The following is a 21,529-nucleotide window of genomic DNA, read 5'->3' on the forward strand; positions in this document are numbered from 1 at the left end:
CATGTCGCATTTTTTCATTGAAAAACAGCCTGCAGATGGTTTGTTAACTATTGACGGAAGCGAAGCAAATCACATTATAAATGCGCGGCGCGCACAAATTGGTGAAGAGATAAAGCTTTTTGATAAGAATGCAAAGTGCTACAATGCTTTGATCGTTTCGCTGTCAAAAAGAAAAGTAAATGTCGAAATTGTTTCCGAATATGTGTACGAAAATACTTTTCCTGTGCAGCTTAATTTAGTACAAGCACTTGTGAAAAGTAAAAAATGGGATTTGATATTACAAACTTCTATGGAGTTAGGTTTGCAAACTCTTACTCCTATGACTTGCGATTATGTTGCTGCTGGTATTAATACTGCTGGTCGAAAAGAAAGATGGTCTAAAGTTCTATTAGCAGCAGCGAAGCAAAGTGAAAGACCATATTTACTCAATGTACAAGAAACTCAGACATTTACGAATGTTTTAGAGCAAAAAAATTCGCAAATACTCATTGCTCACACTGCGCCAAATATACCTTCTATGCATAGCGTACTTAAAGAGTTAGCTTTAGATAAACCACTTGTTGTTGTGATTGGTCCAGAGGGAGGATTTAGCGAGAAAGAAGTAGAGAAAGCCCGACAACAAAATATAAAGTTTTTTTCTCTGGGAAAACAAATTTTAAGGGCAGAAACTGCTACGGCGGCTATTATTGCAAATGTTCACTTTTATTTTTCGTAGGTATACATGTTAGAAAAATTTCATAATAATTTAACTTTATATACTTTGGCCTTCCGTTGTAAAATGTCGCTAGACCGTTTTCCTTTTTTGTATACAAATGCACTTAAATTTCATCGTCGTAATGACAAAGAGGCTTATCAAGATGTTGTTACTAATTTGACTGAGATAGTTATTGATGGTTACCCACGCTCGGCAAATAGTTTTGCACTTGCTGCTTTCAAATCAGCTCAAAAAAAAAATTATAGTATTGCTACTCATGTCCACACTTCTTCGCAAATAGTGATGGCTTGCCGTTATAAGGTACCAACACTTGTTCTTATTCGCAAACCTAGTGATGCTGTTGTATCGCACAAAAGTCTGTCTCTTGAAATCAACGATGGTGACAAATCTCTTCGTAAAATACCTCTCTCTTTGTATCTTAAAGCATATATTCAGTTTTACTCTTTGATTTATCCATATAGAGATAGATTTGTTTTGGGAAAATTTGAGCAAGTAACAACTGATTTTAGCTCTGTAATTCGCGAGATCAATAGTAGGTTTTCTACTAGTTTTACTGTTTTTGAACATATTTCGGATAATGTTCAACATATATTTGATAATAGTGGATTTCACCTGAGCCCTTCACGTAAAAGAAATTCTTATAAAAAAGAAGTTTATGAGGAACTCAGTGATTTTCCTGAACTACTTTCCAGAGCTGAGCAAGTTTATCAACGATTTTTATAATAAAATTCTAGATCATCATTCAAGCTAAGAGCCGATAAATTTTTGTAACAGGCCCTAATGAAGCCAAATAATGTTTTCTTTACTTCCAATTGCAATTTAAGAAATAATTGCTTCAATTGTTTGCGAAAGATTACATGCATACTTCTCCCAGGTGAAATCTTGAACGCTGTGATATGCATTTTGCCCAAGAGAAAATAGTTTTTCTTTGTTATGGTAACAATACAGTATTTGTTTTTTTAATGCTTGTAAATCCCCACTTGGTACAATAAAGCCATTTTGCCCTTCTATTACCAAATCCTTGCTTCCCACATTATCACTGATAAGTACTGGCGTACCACATGCCATTGCCTCTGTGACCACCATTCCCCAACTATCAAGATACGAAGGCAAGACAAAGAGGTCTGCTTTTTGATAGTATTTTACAAGATCTTTATGAGATAGAAAAGGAATATGGGTGTACAAACTGCGATCATATGAGCGCAGTATATTATTATGATCACTTGCTCCTATTATTGTGAAATCTATATTTGGCAATTGTAATTCACTTAATGCTTGTAGTAATAAATGAATGCCTTTTCTTTTGATAACAGAGCCTACAAACAACAACGAAAATGTTTTTGACTTTTTGTATTTTTTAGGGTGAAAAATAGATAGATCAGCGCCTAAGTTAATTAAATGTATTTTTTCTTTTGGAATTCCATTATTAATGAGTGATTGATAAGCTAGAGTTGAAATACAAAATATATAGTCGCTATGATCATATTCTATTTGTTTTCTTTGATTTATGCGTTGTGTGAGAGTAGTGTTAAAATCGTTGCCGTCAAAAATTTCTTCAAGAGGTGTACAGTATTTATAATGAACATTTGCTAGATCAAGAATCGTTGTTATTCCCATTTTTTTAGCAACATAGAAAGATTTCGCGCAGGAAATTTCATAACCAATAAGAATATTAGGACGAAGTTTTTTCATTCTTTTAGCAACTATTTTGTCGTGTGTGTATTGTTGCCAATCGACAAGATGCTTGTTAAAACGATTGTTACTAAGTTGATTTATTAAAACCCGAGATACTTCTCTTAATGGATGTTGTTCTACAAAATGAGGGTCTATTTTCTCATGACAACGTTTTTTACAAAATGCTTCGGCTTTGTTAAACAAAAAGGACGGAAGGTATTTGAAATGAGTATACGGGAATTGCTGGGGTTTATGCCAAGAAGAACAAATGAATTTCTGCAAAAAATCTTTTTGTTGTAGTGCGTAAACTTGGTGATGGGAGTGTAATCTAATAGGATTAGAAACAACAATGCTTGGCTTCTTCATTTTTTATTCACTAAAATTTTGTAGAAAAGGGTATAGGAAATTTTCCATACCTTTGTATGGTGGATTCTTTAAGGGAATAAGCCCTTTTTTATAACCTTGTTTGTAGAAAGGTTCTAGTAGTTTTGGGTTACGGCTTATTATATGAATAGGTACAGCCCAAGATGGTTTTTTACCAGTTATTGTTCCATGAGGTTGGTGGTCGCCTAATATAATTATGAGACTGTCATCGTTGATTTTTTGCACCAAATAATCCTCTATAGATTTAAGTACGTAACTTATAGAGCGTACATATCCCTCTGTGGCATTTGAGAGGTTAGGCCAGACAATAGGATAAGTGATTTTAGGTTTGTTATTGTATATTGAACCATCTTGGAGATCATTCCAGTTTTCAATGTAAGGTGGTTGTATGTGAAAAGGAGCGTGACTTGAAATAAGAACATACTCGACAAAAAGAGGTTTTTTGGCATTATTGATTTCTTGGCGATGAATATAATCAATGACGTATTGGTCTGTCATTGTACACCATCCATACTTTGGTCCTTGGTAGTTGAGATTCCAAGAGTAATACTTTTTGTCAAAACCAAAAAATTTACCCGCAGGCCACGGCTTCGTTGTTCCAGGCATTACCGAAATTGTTCGATAACCTACTCTATTAAAATAACGTGCCATAGTTGCTACATCAGAATCTAAAAGCATATCGAAAATAATTTGATTAAATGTTTTTACTCCACAAGACAAAGCTCCATGAGCTAACCATGAATTTCCTCCAAAAGTAGGAGAAATAATAAAATTTGAACATACATTGTATTTGTGTTTATCAAGTATTGCTTGAAAACTGTTTAATTGCGGTTGTATTAGTTTGAAATGTCTACTCTTGCTAAAAATTGTTTCTCCGTATGATTCTACTATGAACAATAGCACATTATTCTTGTGGAGTTTTTGCAGATTGTAAGATGCATTTGTCGATTTGTTTACAGCATCTTGAAGTAGAAATTGATATTGTTGTTGGTAATGTTTTTTTTGATAAATGAATGTGATTTGTTTTTTTATTTCTTTTGCACAACTTGGGTGAAAAAGGTGTAGGCCACATAAGTGCGTGATAAATAATATTAAGAATATGATGTAGGCTTCTTTGCAGTAGTTTGTTGTTTGCGTTGTGCATGTTCGAAAACTTATATAAAGTAGCCAATAAAAAAGCCCTATTAAGCATAGTGCTGCAATAGAAACAATAGTAAATTTCCAAAGTGGAATAGAGTTATAAACAAAGTGAAGGAGATTGGGAATATAAGCAAAGTCGATGTAAAAATTAAAAGATCTGTGGAAAAATTTAGGTACTGCGTAAAAACTAATTTTAGACAATGAAATAAAAATGATGATTGTACTAGCAAAAAAATATAAAAAAGTATTTTTGTGGGGAAATATTTTATCGGTTATTGTAAGAGTAAGCAAAATAACAATAAACTCTGGAGCTAAATAAATTCCAGATAAAATGCTAGTATCTTCCCAAATGTTTGCAATATTGACGATGAGATTGATAAAGAAAAATGCAGCTAAAAAAAATAAATATTTTTTCATAATAAAGCTCGCTCTAATATGTTTGTCATTTTAGGTATAATTTCATCTATATCAAGTTCTAGAAGCATTTGTTTTTCTTGAGGAATACCTGATAACAACGCACTTACTAATCCAAATATTTGATTTTCATTTTGAGGTATTTTAAAGCTTTGTTGCGGAAGCTCTGTCAATAGGCTTTTAACACATAACTTTAAACGTTCGTAATCTCCTGGAAAATAAGGATTTTCTGTATCGATCCATTCAATTTCTACGCGAATATGTGGCTGTTCTTGTAAGAGTTTCTTTATATAGAACCTTCGCTGGCCTCGCGCAAAAATAAATATTTTATTATTTTCTAAAGAGCGCAAAGAGATAATTTGTGCGGAAGTTCCTGTTTTATGAGGAATAGCAGGTGGACCAACCTCTGTTCCATCGTTAATTAAGCATATACCAAAAGGTTTTGAATTATCAAAGCACTTAGAAATCATATTCAAATAGCGCGTTTCAAAAACTTGTATTGGTATTACTTGGTAAGGAAATAACACAGAGTTTAGTGGAAAAAGGTCTATCGTTGTATTCATAAATACTAACCTAACTGCAAATTCTATACATTGTGTCTAGCTGTTTTTCATTGCCAACAACAATTAATATGTCTCCGCCAATAATGCGATCTTCTGCTAGAGGATTAAAAATAAAGTCACCGTTTTTCTTGATTCCAATTATAATAACTCCAGCAGTTTGTCTTACTTTTGATTCTTTTATCGTTAAACCAGCGATTGATGAACCGCTTTCAACGATGATTTCTTCAATAGTAAAATTGGTTTTTTCGTCTGGAGTTATGATGTCCATAAACTCGACAATATTTGGACGAATTGCTGCAAGAGCCATTTTTTTTCCTCCAATTAAGTCAGGAGAAATAACGCGATTTGCTCCAGCGCGTCTAAGTTTTTTTTGTGAAGACGGAGATTCAGCGCGAACCACAACAAAAATATTAGGGTTGAGTTCTTTAGCGGTAAGAGTTATAAACACATTATCAGCATCAGACCCCACTGCCCCTACTAAGCCTTTTGCGTTTTGTATTTTGGCTTTGTTCATCGCATCGTCTGCAGCAGCATCGTCGTGAATCGCGTAGAAGCCATCGTGAAGAGCGTGGTCAGCCATAGTCCTATCTGATTCAATTACAATCGTTTCAATACCTCTGTGTCTCAATTCTTCACAAACTTGACGTCCAACTTTACCGTAACCACAAACAATATAGTGATTATTGAGATTTTTTATATCTTTTTTCATTTTTCTGAGTCCGAAAGTTTTGCGAATTTCTCCCTCTACTATGTATTGAGTAAAGGTACCTAAAAAATAACCCATCACTCCTACGCCAGTTACAATAACAACGGAGGTAAACATTCTTCCATATGCTGATAGCGAATGAATTTCTCCGTAGCCGATCGTGGTTACGGTAATTAGCGTCATATAAAAAGAATCTAGCGTATTCCAACCTTCAATGTAGCTGTATCCAAAAGTTCCTCCAATAATAACGAGTATAAGCAATAAAGAGACAAAGAAAAGTCTTTTTTCATGGTTAACTGATTGCCGGAGGCGAAACTGTTTTCCTATCATTTTTTACTAAATTCTCTATAGATTTTGTTGTAGTTATGCCATGTTCATCTTGATATATTATGCTAAAAATCTATTTGTGCAAGGATATCCTAAAAAAAAATTTGTCTATTTCGCGAAAAAAGCCTAAAATAATGATGTAAATTATAATCTACAAGATATAACTCAAGTTTTGTATTAGTGATAAATCTAAGGATAAAATATGACAAGTAAAATTATGCTTTGTCGCGCTCATCTTATGGTTTTATGTGCGATATTTGTTCTAACCTCTTTTTCTTTCGCTGATGAGAAAACAGAGTGGCCAACAGATATTTCTTCGAAAGAACGCCAGCATGTATACCAAAAGATAAAGCCGACATTAAAAAAAATGCGCCGGCAAAAAGAAAAAGTAAGCATCGGAGTTTTTCGCGGTAAATTGTTTCGCGGAGATGTGATAAAAGTAGGAAAGACTAAATTTACAATAGTTGACTACAAAGGAAAATCACATACTATAAAGTACAAAGAAATCAAAGCCTCTTATCTAAGTAAGATAATACCAAGTAAAGAGCAAGATGGAGAAGTTTTACACTGCTTAGGGCTTATTTCTTTACATGAAGGCAAGAAAAAGAACGCAAAAGCTTACCTTGATCGTGCAGTAAAGGCAAAGCACAGTAAATCAAAGGAATATTTAAGTAGTGTGGAAAGCGGTCTTGACGAAGACCAAGGAGAATTATTAGCAGCAAAAGAAGAAAAGAAGAGAAGAAAAGAACAAGCTCTTGCAGAAGCTAAGGCTAAAAAAGAGAGAATTAAAGAAGAAAAAGCTCGTTCAAAAATAGCAAATATTGCTTCTCTTGGTTCAGGAGAATTGGACGTGAAAGCGAATTCTTTTCCTGGAAAGTACACCATTTTTAAATTTGGTGCCCCTTGGTGAGGCGCTTGCCGACGATTAGAGCCTCAGGTTGAGGCCATGGTGAAGAAAAATAGTAGTGTTGTTGCACTTCGTAAAGTAAATATTGAAACGTGGAAATCTCCTGTTGCCAAGCAATTTTCTTTAAGAGGAATTCCATATTTTGTTATTACTGATAGTAGTGGAAAAATTGTTGATAAAGGCAATCAATCTCTATTACAAAAATATGGTAGAATGTTTGCAAAGTAAGATTTTAGTTTACTCCGTGTTATCACGGAGTAAGTTAAGATCGAAATTATTTACTGTAGCAACGTGTAGAATATATTTGCCCAGGAGAGTACACAGGATTTGAACTTTTTCCCGGATCATGAGATCCATACCCACCAGATTTAGCGCCTGTTAGTAGCACAAAGTGGCCTCCCACATATGCAATTACATGGTAGCTCGAAAACAAAGAGCTAGACAAAGACTTCTTGCCTGCATAAGATAAATAAGGTACTTTTGTCCATATAATAAGATTGTTTTGGTACCCACCGTTACCTTTAAGTCTGCTGTTTAGATCGCGTGGAGTCCAATTGATTATATTTGCCGCAGAACTCATCGCACAACCATCTTTACCTATTGTTGTACCACCGTACTGTCCCATCTTGTCATATTTCCACTTTGAATCGAACTGCTTGTAGTTGGTATACCAACGGCTTTTTTCATCACTGAATTTTTGCACAAATTGAATTTGCGGATTTTCATTTGCGATATTTTTTCTCGAAAGAATAGCTGATTCACATTGGGATGTAGCTAAAAGATCATTGCTATTTGATTTGTAAATTTCAACAGTAACGCGCAAAGTTTTGGATGCCCAATTTTGAGCAGAAAGTTCGATTTGTTGAGGAAGCATGCCAAGAACTTGGCGCTCAGTAGAATTACCGTTTAAGGTAATATAATAGCGATTGTTATCTATAGTGTAGTACATATAAGTATCCCACACTTTGCCATCTAAACTCTCTGGCAATTTTACTTCAATGGCAATGTTACCATTATCTTTTGTTGCACTATTTAATTGAAGACTGTCGCAATAAATGCAACTAGTAAGTATAAGAAAAAAAATAATGTATTTCATAAATTAACTCCCCTGTATAAAAAATGTGTTTAGGATGCCTTGCGTTATTGTATAAGAAAATATCGAAAATGGTAGTAAATAAGTTGTTTTAGTAAGGGAAAAACTCTATCATGTGCAGAAACTCCATATCACCTCGAAAAAGTTGATCTAGCACTTTTATAGAAGGAAGTGCTTTGTCTAAATGATGTTTTCTAGAGAGACTGGAGCGAATATAGAGTTCTTCTAGAGTCTTTATTTTTGATAACTCAGATATCATATTTTGACTAACTTTCATTTGGTAGCCTGTCAAACAAAGTTTACGGAGTTTTTGTAAACCGATAAATTTTGCATTGGATAGTTCGCAGCTTTTTAGACTAAGTATTTCTACTGTTTTGATATTACCTAATGTTTTTCCCTGTATGTTAGTGAACGCCAAATGAATTTCGCGAAGTTGATTCATTCGAGATAGAAATTTCAGACCTTTATCAGAAACATTCGTATGTGAAAGATTTAGATATTGGGTATTGGTCAAATGAGACAAATATTTTAAGCCTGCGTCTGATATTTTTGTATATGAAAGATCAATAACATTAAGTTTGTTTAGGTTAGATAAATATTGTAACCCTTTGTTTGATATTTTTGTAAATGAAAGATCGAAAGTACAAAGATTGGTCAAATGAGACAAATATTTTAAGCCTGCGTCTGATATTTTTGTACATTGGAAACTAATAAATTGTATGTTCGATAAACAGGATAAGTGCTTTAAATCTTTATTTGATATATTTGTTCCTGCAAGGTTAAGAGATGTTAAATTTTTGAGAGCCAACAAGTATTGCCAATTACCACTTTTTACTTGTAAACCATTTAAGTAAAGTTTCTTTAGCTTTGGTAGCCCTAACATAAATTTACAGGTTAAAATTTGCTTATTGTATAGATGTAATTCAATCAAATTATCTAGCTGTAACTGTTCTAAACCTTCATCATTTACATTTTTCAATTTATCAGAACAGTCTAGTTTGCGAATATGTGGTAAACTGTTGAGATATACCATATCCCTGTTGTAAAATTGATATCTTGTTTCCCACAAAGCAAAATCCCACATACACACAGTTGATTTAACAGAAGATTCCATATGGATATAAAAAGTCATAATATGATCTAAGGAAAATCCTAAAGTCACGTTTCTGTATTTGTGGTGTGGCAAAGCGTCGACAATTTCTGCTTTTACCTTCAAAAATAGACCTACTATACAAGTCAGAATCAAGGAGATAACAACAAAGGTAATCAATATAACTTTGGCGATTGTATTTTTTATTTTTTTCATTGAATTCAATTTCTAGTACTTTGACTCACTGTAGCGCATAAAAAATTCACTCAACAATGCGCACTTTTCCCATATTTCATCATAATGTTCAGCGGCACAATCTATGTTATCTAAAACATTTTCATGGTTTGGGCCGTCTGCACCTTGATCTTCAAATGAATCAATGTCTGAGAATATCCAAGTTATGTGATCATTATGACTTATACCAAAAGGAAAATGGTCGTACCAAATAATGCCTTTAGTCCCTATATTTTTGCTATAGATTTTTAGCTTTTGTTTTTTGGCATATGGCGTGGATTTTGATAATAGTTGGGTGATGGTTATTGTGTTTAGCTTTGTTAAGTTTAAATAATTTCGATATTTTTTGTAAAGTCCCTTCTGCAAAGCAGAAGCTATATTCTCTTGCTCTTTTATAATGCGCTCAACCCTTTTTTCTACCTTTGTAATGTTGTTGTGTTGAACGTATTTCCATAGTTCTTGCTCTGATAACTCAACACTTAAGATCAAAAGGTAAATACGAGCTAGTAAATGAGGTAGGCTGTCTGTTGGGAATTTTTTTACTAGTTGATTTAGCTCTTTTAAATTTTTTACATTTTTCCAATTGGTTCGTTTATCTTTATAAAACCACTCGAAGACATCCTTACAATCAAGACTTCCTGCGACAGGATGAAGTATATTCCACGGTTTGTATGGTCTTTTTATATGATTATGTAAGTTTTTCCATACCATTGGAACTGATGCAATTGCTCGTAATTCTAGTAGGATGAGAGGCACGGGATTGAAAATGCGAATGGTATTAAAAAAGCGTTTAATAGGATACACATCTGGGTCAATTGGGTGTCCAACCGTTTCGTGAATTAATACACCGTGGATGTTAAAATAGCGCAAATCATCTTTGTAAATGTAGACATAGCCAAAAGTAGGATTAAAAAAAGATGTCTCTCCTGAATTAGATAGACGAATTTGTTCGAAATCAAAGCTAGGAGACATGGCTAAGGCACTGTAAAGGCGAACATTACTATGGATAGCTTTACGCAATTTTGGGGTAATTTTTTTACGACCAAAATATTTGCTTATAATTTGGTCGTTTTTTTGTATGGTACTTCGTATTTTATCGGAAGAGCTTTCTTGCAAGAGCTTAATGTCTTTGAGTGACGTATTCCACGAACAACTACTTACTATTATAAATAAACAGCATAGTGGAATACGAAAAATTTGTCGATTCATTGCTCTATTTTCATTTTTTAAGCAGCCCTAAGCCTTTGGGATGTAACTACGCGCCAACGCGACCGGCAGCGACTACTTTCGTCGCTTTCTTCAAAAAATACTGTTCTTGCTCGGTGGATGTAGACCCCAACAGAATTTACTTTAATGTCCATGATTTCTGCTATTTCCTTGTATTTATAGCCTAATACATCGTGTAACACGAATGCTTTTTTTTCACGCGTTGGTATTTTAGCTATTTTTTCTTGAAAATCGTATAGTTCAGCAGACATTTTGTTATTCTCCTAATTTAATTACATGGACTAATTCTGTTGTTAACATAGGGCGTGTTCCTATTCATATATCCCATAATTCGGTACTTTGAAACACTAGCTTTGTTACTTTTCAAGCGCATAGTAGAACTATTCACTTTCAAAGCCTTGCTACTGCTTAAAATAACTCGAATTTTGCAGAAATCTAAATAGGGACACGCCCTACATACTCAGACGTAAAAAAAAAAAAAATGTTGGAATTTTTATCGTCCGACGTATTGTCCATTCGTTAATTCAGAGAGTGTATGTAGATATTTATAAATATCAGCATACTGCGTTTTTTCTTTTTTGCCATCTTCTGTTGGTGGATAACCTATGGCAATTGTGATAATACGAGTTTTACTACCTGAACCTTGTTTTTTTCGTATATAGTCGAGAATTTGTTTTTGTAAGTCAGAAGATGATTGTTTGGGAGCATAAGGCAATCCGTCTGTTAGCAAAAAAATTGCATCGAGGTTTCCGTAATCTTCGTAAGCTATTCTTAATGCCTCATGCACATAAGTAGACCCACCAAAACGCAATTTTCTTTTGAGCCAATGTACAGCATTGTTTTTGTTTTGTTCATCTCCTGCTGCCATTAGGCCTTTACTCTTGGGATAAAATTTCATATTAGAAGAAAAAGCAACAACTGCGAATTCGTCTACTTCACAATGCTGTAAAACTTCTTCACAAGTATCAATGATTACTTTTTTCCAGTGATTAGAAATAATGCTTCCCGATTTATCGAGAAGAAAAACAATACGCTTGTATTTTAATTTGATACCAAAAAGTGATTTGTCGCCCTTTTTCTTTAGTGTTTCTTCAAGTGTTTCTATTGCATCTTCTTTTTGTTCAATTTCTTGTTCACGCTGTTTTATTTGCGCTTCGATGTCTTTTAATTGTTGCTCTTTTGACTCTAAACGACTTATGAGAGTTTTATTTTGATCGGCTATTTTTTGCGAGGCGCTGTTTATTTCGTCTAATTGTTGCTGCGCTATTTGTTTTTGTTGTCGCGAGTCAGACACTCTTTCTTGAAGCGATTTGTTTTGCGAAGCCACTTCTGTGGCATTTTCTCTCAATTCTTTGCGGGCTTTTTGTGAAACATCGTACAATTGTTGAAGTTTCTTGTACTGAGCCATTAGATTTTGCAATTCTTTATTACTAATCTCTTTTTGTTGAGTTATCGCTTCTAAGGCTTGATTTTTTTCTTTTAATAATTGATTTTTCTTTTGCAAGTCTTGGTTTACAATTTCACTGCGGATTTGGGTTTTACGTAATTTTTGCGTAGCTACTTGAGCTTGATTTTGCGCTGTTTTCGCCTGTTGTATTGCTTGTTGCGCTGCATGAGCTTTTTCTAAAGCCTCTTTGCTGGCTTTTTCTGCTAAATATTTGCTACGCAAAGCGTCTTTTTCTGCAGATTCCGCAATGTCGCGCGTTTGATTTGCCAAATCTCGGGCTTTTTGAGCTTCTTCGCGAGATTTTCTTGCGAGATTGCGCTCTTGTTTTGCTTCAGCCGCTTTTTGCCTGTATTTTTCAACAGAACTTTTAACAGTATTATTTAAATGTTGACTGTTAATCACAAAAATTAAAATCATTGCACCTAAAGCACAGCAAAAAACATCAATAAATGAAATACTAAATACGCTTATTTCTCGTTGTTTTTTCATTTTTTCTCGCCTAGACTTAGGTTAATAATAAATTTTTCTTGGCAAAACAAATCAACAGAGTTAAGTAAGTCTTCTTCTTTGCGTTGTGTACTATATAAAAAGTACATGAGGACCATGCTTTCTACTAAAGCAATTAAGGTAGTATCAAAAGCTGTTCCTAGAGGCTTTGTTACCAAAGTAATGTCTTGAGCGATAAAATCAACATTCGAAAGAGCAGCTCCAATTCCCATAACAGTACCTATAAACCCTAGAGATGGGATTGCCCACGCAATATAGCGTAAGATGTTGTAAGACGACTCGATGTGTTTTTCTAGTGTATCTAGTCTTTTTGTGAATATCCCTAAAACTTTTTTTGATGTTTCTGTAACAAGACAATGATCAACGAGAAAAAGTAGCGTTTGCACCACCATCGAATTACGTATTTTTTGCGCTTGACTACCACTATGAAGAATTCTATTGCGTAAATTGTCGACTTCGCTTCTTTGACTAATGATCCGGCAACTGTCTAAGTTCTTCTCTAAAGTTGTTAAAGCGTTTCTCTCAGAGTTAATTAATATATTTTTGTTAATAATACTAATTACACCCCAAAAAAATAAAATATATAAAGATGCATAGATAAACATTACAAATGCATGATCGTTTATGGGACCTAACATTCTTCCCAGAGATACATTTAAGAATTTATCAGAGAAAAAAAGTACTGCATAAAAAAACACACCGCTGATTAATCCCATAAAAAAGCAAGCTGACGTATTGGGAACAAGAAAAGTTTTTTTTGTACTCACCGCATTAATTCCTCAAGTATTTTGCCATGAATTCCGTATACCAAGTTCTTTTTCCCGTCGGAAAAAGACACAATACCTACAATATTCCCTTTTTTATCAATAATTGGGCCGCCCGATGAGCCGTTGGTTTGATTAACATCTAATTCGACAAAGTCAGGTGCTTGGGACTCACTAGAAACCCTACCTTCGCAAACAACTGGCTTTGCAACTCCGTTTTTATTCAGTAGCCTTCCTCCGCCCAACGAATATCCTAAAACAATTACCTCTTCGCCAACATTTAGTTGTGGTTTTTCGACAATATGCCACTCATTATAGTTGTAGTCTTTATCTTTATCGTTAAGGACTATTTTAAGAATAGCTAGATCACCATTGCTATTTTTTTTATGCATTTGATAATCATCTATTTTTTCATATTCATCTTCTGCAACTTTGTGAATTTTTAGAGAACCAATCCCCTTGTCTCCTGGAAAATTATTGAAACTATTTTCTAAAACGTAGGTTGAGTGTTCTGGATCTAGGACCTGGCTATTATAAGGCCAAAGAGCTATGTACTGTTCTCCTACTAAAATGCCTTTTTCATCGAGTACTTTGCCATCTTTTTGTTGATGTTTTTCGAACTTCCATGACTCTATAACATGTTTGCACGTTACAATGTAGTAGATATTTTTTTCTTGGGCATCTTTTTGAGTAATGAGAAAACCGGTTCCCGATGCAATAGATTGGTTACTATTTTTATCAAAAGTAGCTATGTAGTAAATATTCTTTTGATATAGTTGCATTGTATTGGGAGGATTAATTATATTTTGTAATGAAGGAGAGTATTTTTTGATGGCGAATACTGTCCCAAGAATAACGATTGTTATAACTAGTGTTGTTATAAAGCCTGTTAAAAGAGCTTTCATCCCTAAAGATTTTTTTAAGGCAGGTAATGAACGGTGATTATTGCGAATTTCCCAGTAGTCTCCTACACTGAGTATCTGGTTAACACCAAAACGACTGCCATTGCGAGGATCTGTTTCTACAATTTTTCCATCTATAGATATTGTAATGTCTAAACCACCTATCTTACGAATAGAAAAATAGTCACCTTCTAAAGGCACTTCAATTTCTGCTAGTAAAAATGGTGCATTTGGGTCGTCAATAATGAATGTTGCTTCGTCATTCTTACCTATTGTATAGACATTTCCTCTTTCTGGTGATGGTATAAAATCAGACATTAAGCATTTTTGTGCACTACGTGGAACATGAAATTTATTTACGTCATGTAACAATGTAAATGAATTTCCCACTTGTAGACATTTTTGATAACTTAAAATTCTATTTTCGTTTTTATGAACTTCGCTACCATCAATACTTACCGATACATCGCAACTGTCATCTTTATTAAGGACAATGTGATTGCCTTCTATAGGAACTTCTATACGAACAATTGCGCCGGAAATTGAAGGATCTTCAATATGAATATTGTGTTGTTCATTACCACCAAGAACATATTCTTTACCTCGCTGCAAAGAGTCTACAATGTCAGACAAGCGCTTATGAACTTTGTGAACTTCTTCTTGTCCTTCGATATAAAAACGTATTTTAGGAGCGTTTGTAGCAACACCTAATTTAATAACACTACCAGAGTGTAATTTGCTGTCATTTGCTACTTTTTTACTGTCAATAAAAATAGGGTTATCTTTTGCTAGGCACCTGATAACATAGCTCTCATCTTCTATGGAGTAGGCAATTGAAGCCTGTTCTTCTGCAACATACTTATCTTTATAAGTAATGCGGTAATCACATTGTACACTTCTACCAATGAGAAAATATGGTTTAGTTGTAATAATTTCGCAAATTTTGGGAGCTGCGCTAGGTGAGTCCAAGCTGAGTAAATTAAACTCAGCAATAACTACTCCATGTAATTCCATTGATGATTGTAAACCAAGATCATCTTCGTTGGAACTTTCTTCGTTTTCGTTTTCGTTTTGTTGGTTATTGAGCTCTTCTTTGTCAAAGATAACATCCTCTTGCGGTTCGTCCATCTGTTTCCTCTTTCATTATGAAATTAGCATGTGCTCAGCTCAAGAATATCTAAAGTAGTTTGTTACGGCGAAATTTCATAGCTTTCATCGGCAAATTTACCGACTTCGTATAGCACTTCCCTCATGGTTTTGTAGCGTTTATCTTTATCTTTCTCTAACATACGCAGAATAATAATTTCTAACTTGTGTGGAATACTTTTATTAAATTGGCGTATTTTGGGAATACTTCCTTTCATTTGTTTTTGCAGAATGGCTTTCTCATTTTTACCTTGGATATGAGGTGTGCCAGCAAAAACTTCAAAGAAAGTTGCTCCTAAGGAATAAATATCGCACCTAGGATCAAGATTTTCTTTACGTACTTGCTCTGGAGACATATATAAAGGTGTTCCTTCGCGTTTTTTAGGAAGTAACTTAGAAAAAAAGTTGGTTTTCTCTGCTATAGAAAAGTCAATTAAGCGCGCTTCGCCGTCTTTATTTACTAATATGTTTTCAGGTTTAACATCTTTGTGGATAATGTTGTTTTCGTGTAAATAATGTAAAGCTTTTGCCATTTGAATAAAGGATTTTACTCCTCTTTTCATTGACAATGGATTTTTATTTAGAATCCAAGCTTTGAGCGTTTCACTTTCAAAATATTCTAAAGCTATCGCTGGGCGTTTCGACTCTTTTATTACGCAATCCAACTTGATAATGTTTGGATGTTTTAAAGATTCTACTAATTTAGCTTCGCGTTGAAATAATTTACGTATCCGTGAATTTTTACAACCAGCTTCGTTTAGAACCTTGATGGCAAGATACTTTTTATCTTTTATGCGTAGAGCATAATACACTTCTGCAAACCCACCGCTTTTAATGGGCTTTTCTATTTTATATCCTGAAACAATATAAGACATGGTTTACTCTCTTGATATACTGAACGAAATAAACAATAGCAAGGTTTCCGCTACTTAAAATTATAACATGCTCTCTATCATTAGGCAATTTCGTTTGTGCATAGTTAGAAGTTATCGCAAATTAGATTGTGAGCATGTATTTTGTTGTAACCCTATTTGTAGTAGTCATTGTGGCTGTAATCAATTTAGAATAAAGATGAAATTTATAGCCATATTTTTGCAAATAAAGATATAATGGGCTATGGTAATAGTGTGCGATCAGGACACTGATTACAATAGTTTGCTTTACATAAAAAAATTAGCTTGACATATAAAAAATTTTTTTTACAATTACGACTTTATAAGTCGTATTTTGAAAGAACGCAAATGCTAAAAATCTCTCGCAAAGTAGAATATGGGATTATAGCCTTAAAATATCTACACTCACAAGACTCTTTATGTAAATCAAAAGAAATTTCTAAAAAGTTTGGCATTCCCACTGAAATTATGGCAAAAATTCTACAAGGACTTGCTAAAGCGCGGTTTATCCAGAGTATTCAAGGAGCAAAAGGTGGGTACAAATTAGTGCGCAGTCCTGCAGAAATTAATATGAAAGATGTCATAGAAGTAATTGATGGCCCAATACAAATAGTTGATTGTGTATTGGGAAAACGCCATTGTCCTCAAGCAGGCGTGTGTAATATTCAAGGTCCTCTTGCTAATGTACAAGAGAAACTTTGCGAATTCTTTAGTGACATTACTCTCGTGGATCTTGTAAAATGAAAGAAAGGTGAAGTATGGGTATACCTATTTCGCAAATGTGGACAGTCTCGTCATATGTCTTCAAACAAAAATTTATCAAAAGAAACAAACATTACCCGTTGGTGTTGATGTTGGAACCATTATTTCGCTGTAATTTAAGTTGTGCTGGATGTGGAAAAATTCAGTACCCAGGGCACATCTTAAAAAGACAACTCTCTACTGAAGACTGTGTTAAAGCCGTTGAAGAATGCGGTGCACCTATTGTGAGCATTCCTGGAGGAGAACCTCTTTTACACCCAGAGATGCCACAAATTGTGGAAGAGCTTGTTAAACGAAAAAAGTATATTTATTTGTGTACAAATGCTATTTTATTAGAAAAGAAAATAGAAGAATATAAGCCTAGTAAATATCTTACTTTTTCGATTCACATGGATGGTTTGGAAGAAGAGCATGATGAAGCAGTTTGCCGTGATGGTATTTACAAAAAGGCTATTGCTGGTATAAAAGTAGCGCTAGACAAAGGTTTTCGAGTAACAACAAATACTACGCTCTTTTTAGGAGCAAAACCTGAAAGAACAAGACTGTTCTTTGATGAAATGACAAAGCTTGGTGTAGAGGGAATGATGTTATCTCCTGGATATAGTTATTCAAAAGCACCAGACCAAGAAAGCTTTCTTGAAAGAGAAGAAACTTACAAACTATTCCAAGAAATATTTTATGGAATGAAAAAAGGCTGGACGTTTAATCACTCGCCTTTGTTTTTAGAATTCTTAGCAGGCCATAGACATTACGAATGCACTCCATGGGGAAATCCAACATATAATATTTTTGGTTGGCAAAAACCATGTTATCTGTTACAAAAAGGGTACACAAAAACCTTCAAACAGTTGATAGATGAAACAAAATGGGATGAATACGGACAAAAAAGTGATAACCCTGAATGTGCGAATTGTATGGTGCATAGTGGTCATGAAGCAACTGCAGTTGATCATACATTTGGAACACTGGGTGGCTTTTTAGGAACTGTTCGTGCAACGTTGTTAGGACCTCGAATTCCTAAACCAAAAAGCCAAAAAGTACCAAGTGCCAGTGGAGGTAAGTAACCTGTGGATGTCAAACAAGGATTAGTCGTTGAAAAAAGCGACTTTATTAGTAGCTCTCTAACTGAAATTGTTGATTACCGAGGAGATGTTACACTCTTTCTCGATGACAATTCTTCGACAGAGGGTTATGTTTTTGATGTAGTTGGTGACCACTTTCACTTTTATCCATCTGTTGGGGACAAGCAAGAAATACCAATTGCAAGTGTTGTAAAAATAGAAGTAACAGGTAAAGACACTGCGGAAGGGAAAAGCTGGGAAGCTTGGGTTGCAAAAAAGGCCGAAGAGCAAAATAAATAATATGGTTGCTATGTAAATAAAAATACATTATACATGGAATAAAGTATAGAGGTAGTGCGGAGATTCTGCACTACCTTTATCTTTCTATAGGGACAAACTCCTGAACTTGGATTTGAAAGAAACAATATGATTGATAGCATGAAAATAAGGGAAGAGTTTCCCATTTTGCATCAAGAGATTAATGGTAAACCTCTGGTTTACTTAGATAATGCTGCAACTTCACAGAAACCAAAGTTTGTTGTTGAGGCGATGAAGGATTATTATTATAACTACAATGCAAATGTTCATCGCGGTCTGTATAGGTTAAGTGCTCGAGCAACAGAAGCTTATGATCTAGCACGAGAAAAAGTAGCTCGGTTTATTGGAGCTACTCATAATCACGAAGTTATTTTTACTAGTGGAACTACTGCTGCCATTAATTTGGTTGCCTCTTCGTGGGCCCAAGAAAATCTAAAAGAAAATGATGTGATTCTGTTAAGCGAAATGGAGCATCATAGTAATATCGTTCCGTGGCATTTTTTACAAAAACGTATAGGGGTTGAGCTGCGTTTTTTGAAAGTAGATGAGAATGGTGTTTTGTGCTTAGATAACTTAGATGAACTGCTTCAAAACGTGAAGTTAGTGGGCCTGACACATGTTTCAAACACACTTGGAACAATAAATCCCATAAAAAAAATTGCAGAAGCTGCTCACAATGTCGGCGCTAAGGTCTTAATTGATGGGGCGCAAGCTGTTCCACATATGGAAGTAAACGTACAGGATTTAGGGTGCGATTTTTATGCTTTTTCAGGTCATAAGATGTGTGGACCGACAGGAGTTGGAGTTTTGTGGGGCAAAGAAGAAATACTAGACAGTATGCCTCCTTTCTTAGGTGGAGGTGATATGATAGATGAAGTTTACCTCGAGTATTCCACATATGCTTCTCTTCCAAATAAATTTGAAGCTGGAACAATGAATATTGCTCAAGTAGTTGGACTGGGAGCAGCAGTCGATTATCTTTTACAAATAGGCTTGAGTAATATATTAGCACATGAAGAACAAATGGTCGAAGTAGCGTTAAAAAAGTTAAGTGCTTTAGATGTGCGTTTTATTGGCAATGCGGAAAATCGTGCAGGAGTGATTTCTTTTGTTATGGATAAAGCTCACCCTCATGATATTGCAACTATTCTCGACTACGAAGGAATAGCTGTTCGCGCAGGTCACCACTGTACGCAGCCACTGATGAAGAAATTTTCGGTTCCAGCAACTGCTCGCGTGAGCTTTTATTTTTACAATACGCTAGATGAAATTGACCGATTGGTTTACGGTTTAGAGAAAGTTAAGGAGATATTTCAGCGTGTCTCTTAGAGAATTATATCAAGAAATAGTTATGGATCATTATAGTGATCCTCGAAATTTCGGAAAGCTTGACAAAGCTGATTACACTGTTCATGTAAATAATCCATCTTGTGGAGATGAGATAGACCTTGAAATTATCGTTGATAACGGCAAAATAGAACAGGTTAAATTTCATGGGCAAGGGTGTGTTCTTAGTCAGGCCTCTGCTTCAATGATGACCGAAATGATCCAGGGTAAGAGCATAACAGAAATTATGAATATTGCAGATAATTTTCGTTACTTTATTACTGGAAAAGGTGAAGTTAATATAGATTTAGAAGATCTAGAGATATTTGAGGGAGTAAAGCAGTTTCCTCTCAGAGTGAAGTGCGCTTGTCTTGCTTGGAGTGCCTTGCGGGAAATTTTACAAAAAATATAGGACATATCTATAGATACATCCTAGGCGCTATTTTAAATTTTACATAACCTTTATTTAGAGAATTTATATGGAAGTAAAGTTAAAAAAAACGATAGAAAAAAGTGTGATTGCTGTTTCTTTAACCAAAGAAGAACACTCTTACTTAGAAAAAAACAACAATGTTTCAACACTTAAAATTGGTATTGGCAAAAATAAAATAAACCGTCGTCAATTCTTTGTCATCGTACGTAAAATAATAAAAAGTGCTCGCGAGTACAATTTTAAAAAAATAGCAATTGAGTTAGATGATTTAAAATTTAATCATCTCAAAATGCAGCCTCTAGAACTGTTAGAGATAGTTACTTCAAATCTACACATGGCGAATTTTGAATTTGTAGAACATCGTACACCACCAAAGTCTGGCTGGAATTTTGTCAAAGAGGTTCACTTAGTGAGTAGTAGCATCACAAAAGCGATGCGCGACGGAGTTAAAAGTGGAACCATTATCGGTGAAGAAGTTAACGCATGTAGGGTTATGGTCAATACCCCAAGTAATTTTTTGCGTCCAGATTCAATGGCTGCTCAAGTTGTAGAAAAATTTAAAGGAACTAAGATAAAAGTAAAAGTTCTTGGGAAAAAAGAAATTGCTAAACAAAAAATGGGTGGCATACTTGAAGTTGCGAGTGGTTCAGAACAACATCCGCAGTTAATGGTACTTGAGTATAACGGTGGTGGAAAAGAAGCACCAGTTGCTCTTGTAGGAAAAGCGGTAACTTTCGACTCCGGAGGTTTATGTTTAAAGCCAACACCTGCTCTTATTGAAATGCATATGGATATGGCGGGTGGTGCTGCTATGATCCACGCGATAGCGCTTGCGGAAAGAATGAAATTAAAGAAAAACATTGTTGCAATTATTCCGTCGGTAGAAAACTTGATTTCTATGACAAATTATCGCCCAAATGACATCATTACAAGCATGTCAGGAACAACCATTGAAATTCTCAATACCGATGCAGAAGGACGTTTGATTTTAGCAGATGGTTTAACATATGCTCAGAAATACTATAAGCCTAAATGTATTATTGATGCTGCAACTTTGACTGGCGGAGCAAGAGTCGCTCTAGGTTTGAGAGCCACAGCACTTTTTACTAATGATGATAAACTGGAAAAAATATTTCGCGATTTAGGTGAAAAAACTGGGGAGTATGTGTGGCGATTACCATTATGGGATGAGTATAAAAAAGAGCTTAAAGGAAATTACTCTGACATAGCCAACATTCCAACGACGTCAAATCCTCGTTATGGAAGTCCGATAACTGCAGCATGTTTTCTAAGTTACTTCATTGAAAATGACTGTCCGTGGGTGCATTTAGATATTGCTCCGCGTATGACAACAGTACCTGATGAAAATTTAGCAAGAGGTGCTTCTGGTGAACCAGTAAAATTACTACTTAAAGTTCTAGAAGCTCTTTAGGTTTAGATATCTACTAAAAAATCCAGGTATAACCTGGATTTTTACTGCTAACTATTTTTAAAAG

21 protein-coding genes and 1 pseudogene are annotated in these 21,529 nt (G+C 34.7%); 10 read left to right on the forward strand and 12 right to left on the reverse strand.

The genetic code is table 11. The annotated features are described in order from the left end of the window. Position 1: 1 nt before the first annotated feature. Both UABHE_RS01655 and UABHE_RS01660 read left to right on the forward strand, forming a co-directional pair. Positions 2-715 (forward strand): 16S rRNA (uracil(1498)-N(3))-methyltransferase, encoded by a 714-nt coding sequence (locus UABHE_RS01655; protein WP_372368426.1) that lies wholly within the window; start codon positions 2-4, stop codon positions 713-715. A gap of 6 nt (positions 716-721) precedes the next feature. Then, positions 722-1,438: a hypothetical protein gene (locus UABHE_RS01660; protein ID WP_372368427.1), complete on the forward strand. Its 717-nt coding sequence runs from the start codon at positions 722-724 to the stop codon at positions 1,436-1,438. A 96-nt stretch (positions 1,439-1,534) separates the two neighbouring features. On the opposite strand, the gene UABHE_RS01665 is transcribed toward UABHE_RS01660, so the two are convergent. The 4 genes from UABHE_RS01665 to UABHE_RS01680 are packed head-to-tail and all read right to left on the reverse strand — an operon-like array spanning position 1,535 to position 5,926. After that, positions 1,535-2,755: a glycosyltransferase family 4 protein gene (locus UABHE_RS01665; RefSeq protein ID WP_372368428.1), complete on the reverse strand. Its 1,221-nt coding sequence runs from the start codon at positions 2,753-2,755 to the stop codon at positions 1,535-1,537. Positions 2,756-2,758: 3 nt separating this feature from the next. Continuing rightward, positions 2,759-4,330, reverse strand: coding sequence for a sulfatase-like hydrolase/transferase (locus UABHE_RS01670; protein WP_372368429.1), 1,572 nt, complete (start codon positions 4,328-4,330; stop codon positions 2,759-2,761). Then, positions 4,327-4,890 carry an LON peptidase substrate-binding domain-containing protein gene (locus UABHE_RS01675; protein ID WP_372368430.1) on the reverse strand — a complete coding sequence of 188 codons (564 nt, stop codon included), beginning with the start codon at positions 4,888-4,890 and terminating at the stop codon, positions 4,327-4,329. Before UABHE_RS01675 ends, UABHE_RS01670 begins: the two co-directional genes overlap by 4 nt. Positions 4,891-4,900: 10 nt before the next feature. Continuing rightward, complete coding sequence (locus tag UABHE_RS01680; RefSeq protein WP_372368431.1) at positions 4,901-5,926, reverse strand: TrkA family potassium uptake protein; 1,026 nt, start codon at positions 5,924-5,926, stop codon at positions 4,901-4,903. A gap of 199 nt (positions 5,927-6,125) precedes the next feature. Here UABHE_RS01680 and UABHE_RS01685 point away from each other — a divergent pair, with 199 nt between their 5' ends. Further along, the gene (locus tag UABHE_RS01685; RefSeq protein WP_372368432.1) at positions 6,126-6,833 is read left to right on the forward strand and encodes a hypothetical protein; all 708 of its coding nucleotides are present in this window, start codon (positions 6,126-6,128) and stop codon (positions 6,831-6,833) included. Positions 6,834-6,845: 12 nt separating this feature from the next. Continuing rightward, a pseudogene (locus tag UABHE_RS01690) lies at positions 6,846-7,058 on the forward strand (hypothetical protein); the annotation flags it as partial. A 46-nt stretch (positions 7,059-7,104) separates the two neighbouring features. On the opposite strand, the gene UABHE_RS01695 reads toward UABHE_RS01690, so the two are convergent. The 8 genes from UABHE_RS01695 to UABHE_RS01730 form a co-directional block, all read right to left on the reverse strand. Then, positions 7,105-7,926 carry a hypothetical protein gene (locus UABHE_RS01695; RefSeq protein ID WP_372368433.1) on the reverse strand — a complete coding sequence of 274 codons (822 nt, stop codon included), beginning with the start codon at positions 7,924-7,926 and terminating at the stop codon, positions 7,105-7,107. 88 nt (positions 7,927-8,014) lie between these two features. Then, complete coding sequence (locus UABHE_RS01700) at positions 8,015-9,229, reverse strand: leucine-rich repeat domain-containing protein (protein WP_372368434.1); 1,215 nt, start codon at positions 9,227-9,229, stop codon at positions 8,015-8,017. 12 nt (positions 9,230-9,241) lie between these two features. Next, positions 9,242-10,456 (reverse strand): hypothetical protein, encoded by a 1,215-nt coding sequence (locus UABHE_RS01705; RefSeq protein WP_372368435.1) that lies wholly within the window; start codon positions 10,454-10,456, stop codon positions 9,242-9,244. A 17-nt stretch (positions 10,457-10,473) separates the two neighbouring features. Further along, complete coding sequence (locus tag UABHE_RS01710) at positions 10,474-10,725, reverse strand: sigma factor-like helix-turn-helix DNA-binding protein (protein ID WP_372368437.1); 252 nt, start codon at positions 10,723-10,725, stop codon at positions 10,474-10,476. Between the two features lie 242 nt (positions 10,726-10,967). Further along, on the reverse strand, positions 10,968-12,410 hold the full coding sequence (locus UABHE_RS01715; RefSeq protein ID WP_372368439.1) for a VWA domain-containing protein: 1,443 nt from the start codon (positions 12,408-12,410) through the stop codon (positions 10,968-10,970). Continuing rightward, the gene (locus UABHE_RS01720; protein WP_372368440.1) at positions 12,407-13,195 is read right to left on the reverse strand and encodes a MotA/TolQ/ExbB proton channel family protein; all 789 of its coding nucleotides are present in this window, start codon (positions 13,193-13,195) and stop codon (positions 12,407-12,409) included. The genes UABHE_RS01715 and UABHE_RS01720 overlap by 4 nt, the downstream gene beginning before the upstream one ends. Next, positions 13,192-15,222, reverse strand: coding sequence for a trypsin-like peptidase domain-containing protein (locus UABHE_RS01725; protein ID WP_372368441.1), 2,031 nt, complete (start codon positions 15,220-15,222; stop codon positions 13,192-13,194). The genes UABHE_RS01720 and UABHE_RS01725 overlap by 4 nt, the downstream gene beginning before the upstream one ends. A gap of 62 nt (positions 15,223-15,284) precedes the next feature. Continuing rightward, positions 15,285-16,115, reverse strand: a complete 831-nt coding sequence (locus tag UABHE_RS01730) for a serine/threonine-protein kinase (protein ID WP_372368443.1) — start codon at positions 16,113-16,115, stop codon at positions 15,285-15,287. A 366-nt stretch (positions 16,116-16,481) separates the two neighbouring features. On the opposite strand from UABHE_RS01730, the gene UABHE_RS01735 reads away from it, so the two are divergent. The 6 genes from UABHE_RS01735 to UABHE_RS01760 all read left to right on the forward strand — a co-directional run bounded on the left by UABHE_RS01735 (position 16,482) and on the right by UABHE_RS01760 (position 21,465). After that, complete coding sequence (locus UABHE_RS01735; RefSeq protein ID WP_372368444.1) at positions 16,482-16,877, forward strand: Rrf2 family transcriptional regulator; 396 nt, start codon at positions 16,482-16,484, stop codon at positions 16,875-16,877. A 14-nt stretch (positions 16,878-16,891) separates the two neighbouring features. Beyond that, positions 16,892-17,959: an adenosyl-hopene transferase HpnH gene (hpnH, locus tag UABHE_RS01740; RefSeq protein ID WP_372368446.1), complete on the forward strand. Its 1,068-nt coding sequence runs from the start codon at positions 16,892-16,894 to the stop codon at positions 17,957-17,959. Between the two features lie 3 nt (positions 17,960-17,962). Then, complete coding sequence (locus UABHE_RS01745) at positions 17,963-18,256, forward strand: hypothetical protein (protein ID WP_372368448.1); 294 nt, start codon at positions 17,963-17,965, stop codon at positions 18,254-18,256. Positions 18,257-18,382: 126 nt separating this feature from the next. Further along, positions 18,383-19,603 (forward strand): cysteine desulfurase, encoded by a 1,221-nt coding sequence (locus tag UABHE_RS01750; RefSeq protein ID WP_372368449.1) that lies wholly within the window; start codon positions 18,383-18,385, stop codon positions 19,601-19,603. Then, positions 19,593-20,012 carry a Fe-S cluster assembly sulfur transfer protein SufU gene (gene sufU, locus UABHE_RS01755; RefSeq protein ID WP_372368450.1) on the forward strand — a complete coding sequence of 140 codons (420 nt, stop codon included), beginning with the start codon at positions 19,593-19,595 and terminating at the stop codon, positions 20,010-20,012. The genes UABHE_RS01750 and sufU overlap by 11 nt, the downstream gene beginning before the upstream one ends. A 67-nt stretch (positions 20,013-20,079) precedes the next feature. Beyond that, a complete protein-coding gene (locus UABHE_RS01760; protein WP_372368451.1) occupies positions 20,080-21,465 on the forward strand; it encodes a M17 family metallopeptidase in 1,386 nt (461 codons plus the stop codon). Positions 21,466-21,529: the final 64 nt, after the last annotated feature.

Origin of the sequence: Candidatus Uabimicrobium helgolandensis (assembly GCF_041508025.1) — a bacterium.
GTDB classification, from domain to species: Bacteria; Planctomycetota; Uabimicrobiia; order Uabimicrobiales; family Uabimicrobiaceae; genus Uabimicrobium; species Uabimicrobium helgolandensis.

Coding starts and splice junctions, on each gene's coding strand:
- UABHE_RS01730 (WP_372368443.1), bottom strand. CDS start 16,115: ATGTCTTATATTGTTTCAGGATATAAAATAGAAAAGCCCATTAAAAGC.
- UABHE_RS01660 (WP_372368427.1), top strand. CDS start 722: ATGTTAGAAAAATTTCATAATAATTTAACTTTATATACTTTGGCCTTC.
- UABHE_RS01675 (WP_372368430.1), bottom strand. CDS start 4,890: ATGAATACAACGATAGACCTTTTTCCACTAAACTCTGTGTTATTTCCT.
- hpnH (WP_372368446.1), top strand. CDS start 16,892: ATGGGTATACCTATTTCGCAAATGTGGACAGTCTCGTCATATGTCTTC.
- UABHE_RS01715 (WP_372368439.1), bottom strand. CDS start 12,410: ATGAAAAAACAACGAGAAATAAGCGTATTTAGTATTTCATTTATTGAT.
- UABHE_RS01705 (WP_372368435.1), bottom strand. CDS start 10,456: ATGAATCGACAAATTTTTCGTATTCCACTATGCTGTTTATTTATAATA.
- UABHE_RS01760 (WP_372368451.1), top strand. CDS start 20,080: ATGGAAGTAAAGTTAAAAAAAACGATAGAAAAAAGTGTGATTGCTGTT.
- UABHE_RS01710 (WP_372368437.1), bottom strand. CDS start 10,725: ATGTCTGCTGAACTATACGATTTTCAAGAAAAAATAGCTAAAATACCA.
- UABHE_RS01725 (WP_372368441.1), bottom strand. CDS start 15,222: ATGGACGAACCGCAAGAGGATGTTATCTTTGACAAAGAAGAGCTCAAT.
- UABHE_RS01680 (WP_372368431.1), bottom strand. CDS start 5,926: ATGATAGGAAAACAGTTTCGCCTCCGGCAATCAGTTAACCATGAAAAA.
- UABHE_RS01665 (WP_372368428.1), bottom strand. CDS start 2,755: ATGAAGAAGCCAAGCATTGTTGTTTCTAATCCTATTAGATTACACTCC.
- UABHE_RS01735 (WP_372368444.1), top strand. CDS start 16,482: ATGCTAAAAATCTCTCGCAAAGTAGAATATGGGATTATAGCCTTAAAA.
- UABHE_RS01685 (WP_372368432.1), top strand. CDS start 6,126: ATGACAAGTAAAATTATGCTTTGTCGCGCTCATCTTATGGTTTTATGT.
- UABHE_RS01750 (WP_372368449.1), top strand. CDS start 18,383: ATGATTGATAGCATGAAAATAAGGGAAGAGTTTCCCATTTTGCATCAA.
- UABHE_RS01700 (WP_372368434.1), bottom strand. CDS start 9,229: ATGAAAAAAATAAAAAATACAATCGCCAAAGTTATATTGATTACCTTT.
- UABHE_RS01670 (WP_372368429.1), bottom strand. CDS start 4,330: ATGAAAAAATATTTATTTTTTTTAGCTGCATTTTTCTTTATCAATCTC.
- UABHE_RS01695 (WP_372368433.1), bottom strand. CDS start 7,926: ATGAAATACATTATTTTTTTTCTTATACTTACTAGTTGCATTTATTGC.
- UABHE_RS01655 (WP_372368426.1), top strand. CDS start 2: ATGTCGCATTTTTTCATTGAAAAACAGCCTGCAGATGGTTTGTTAACT.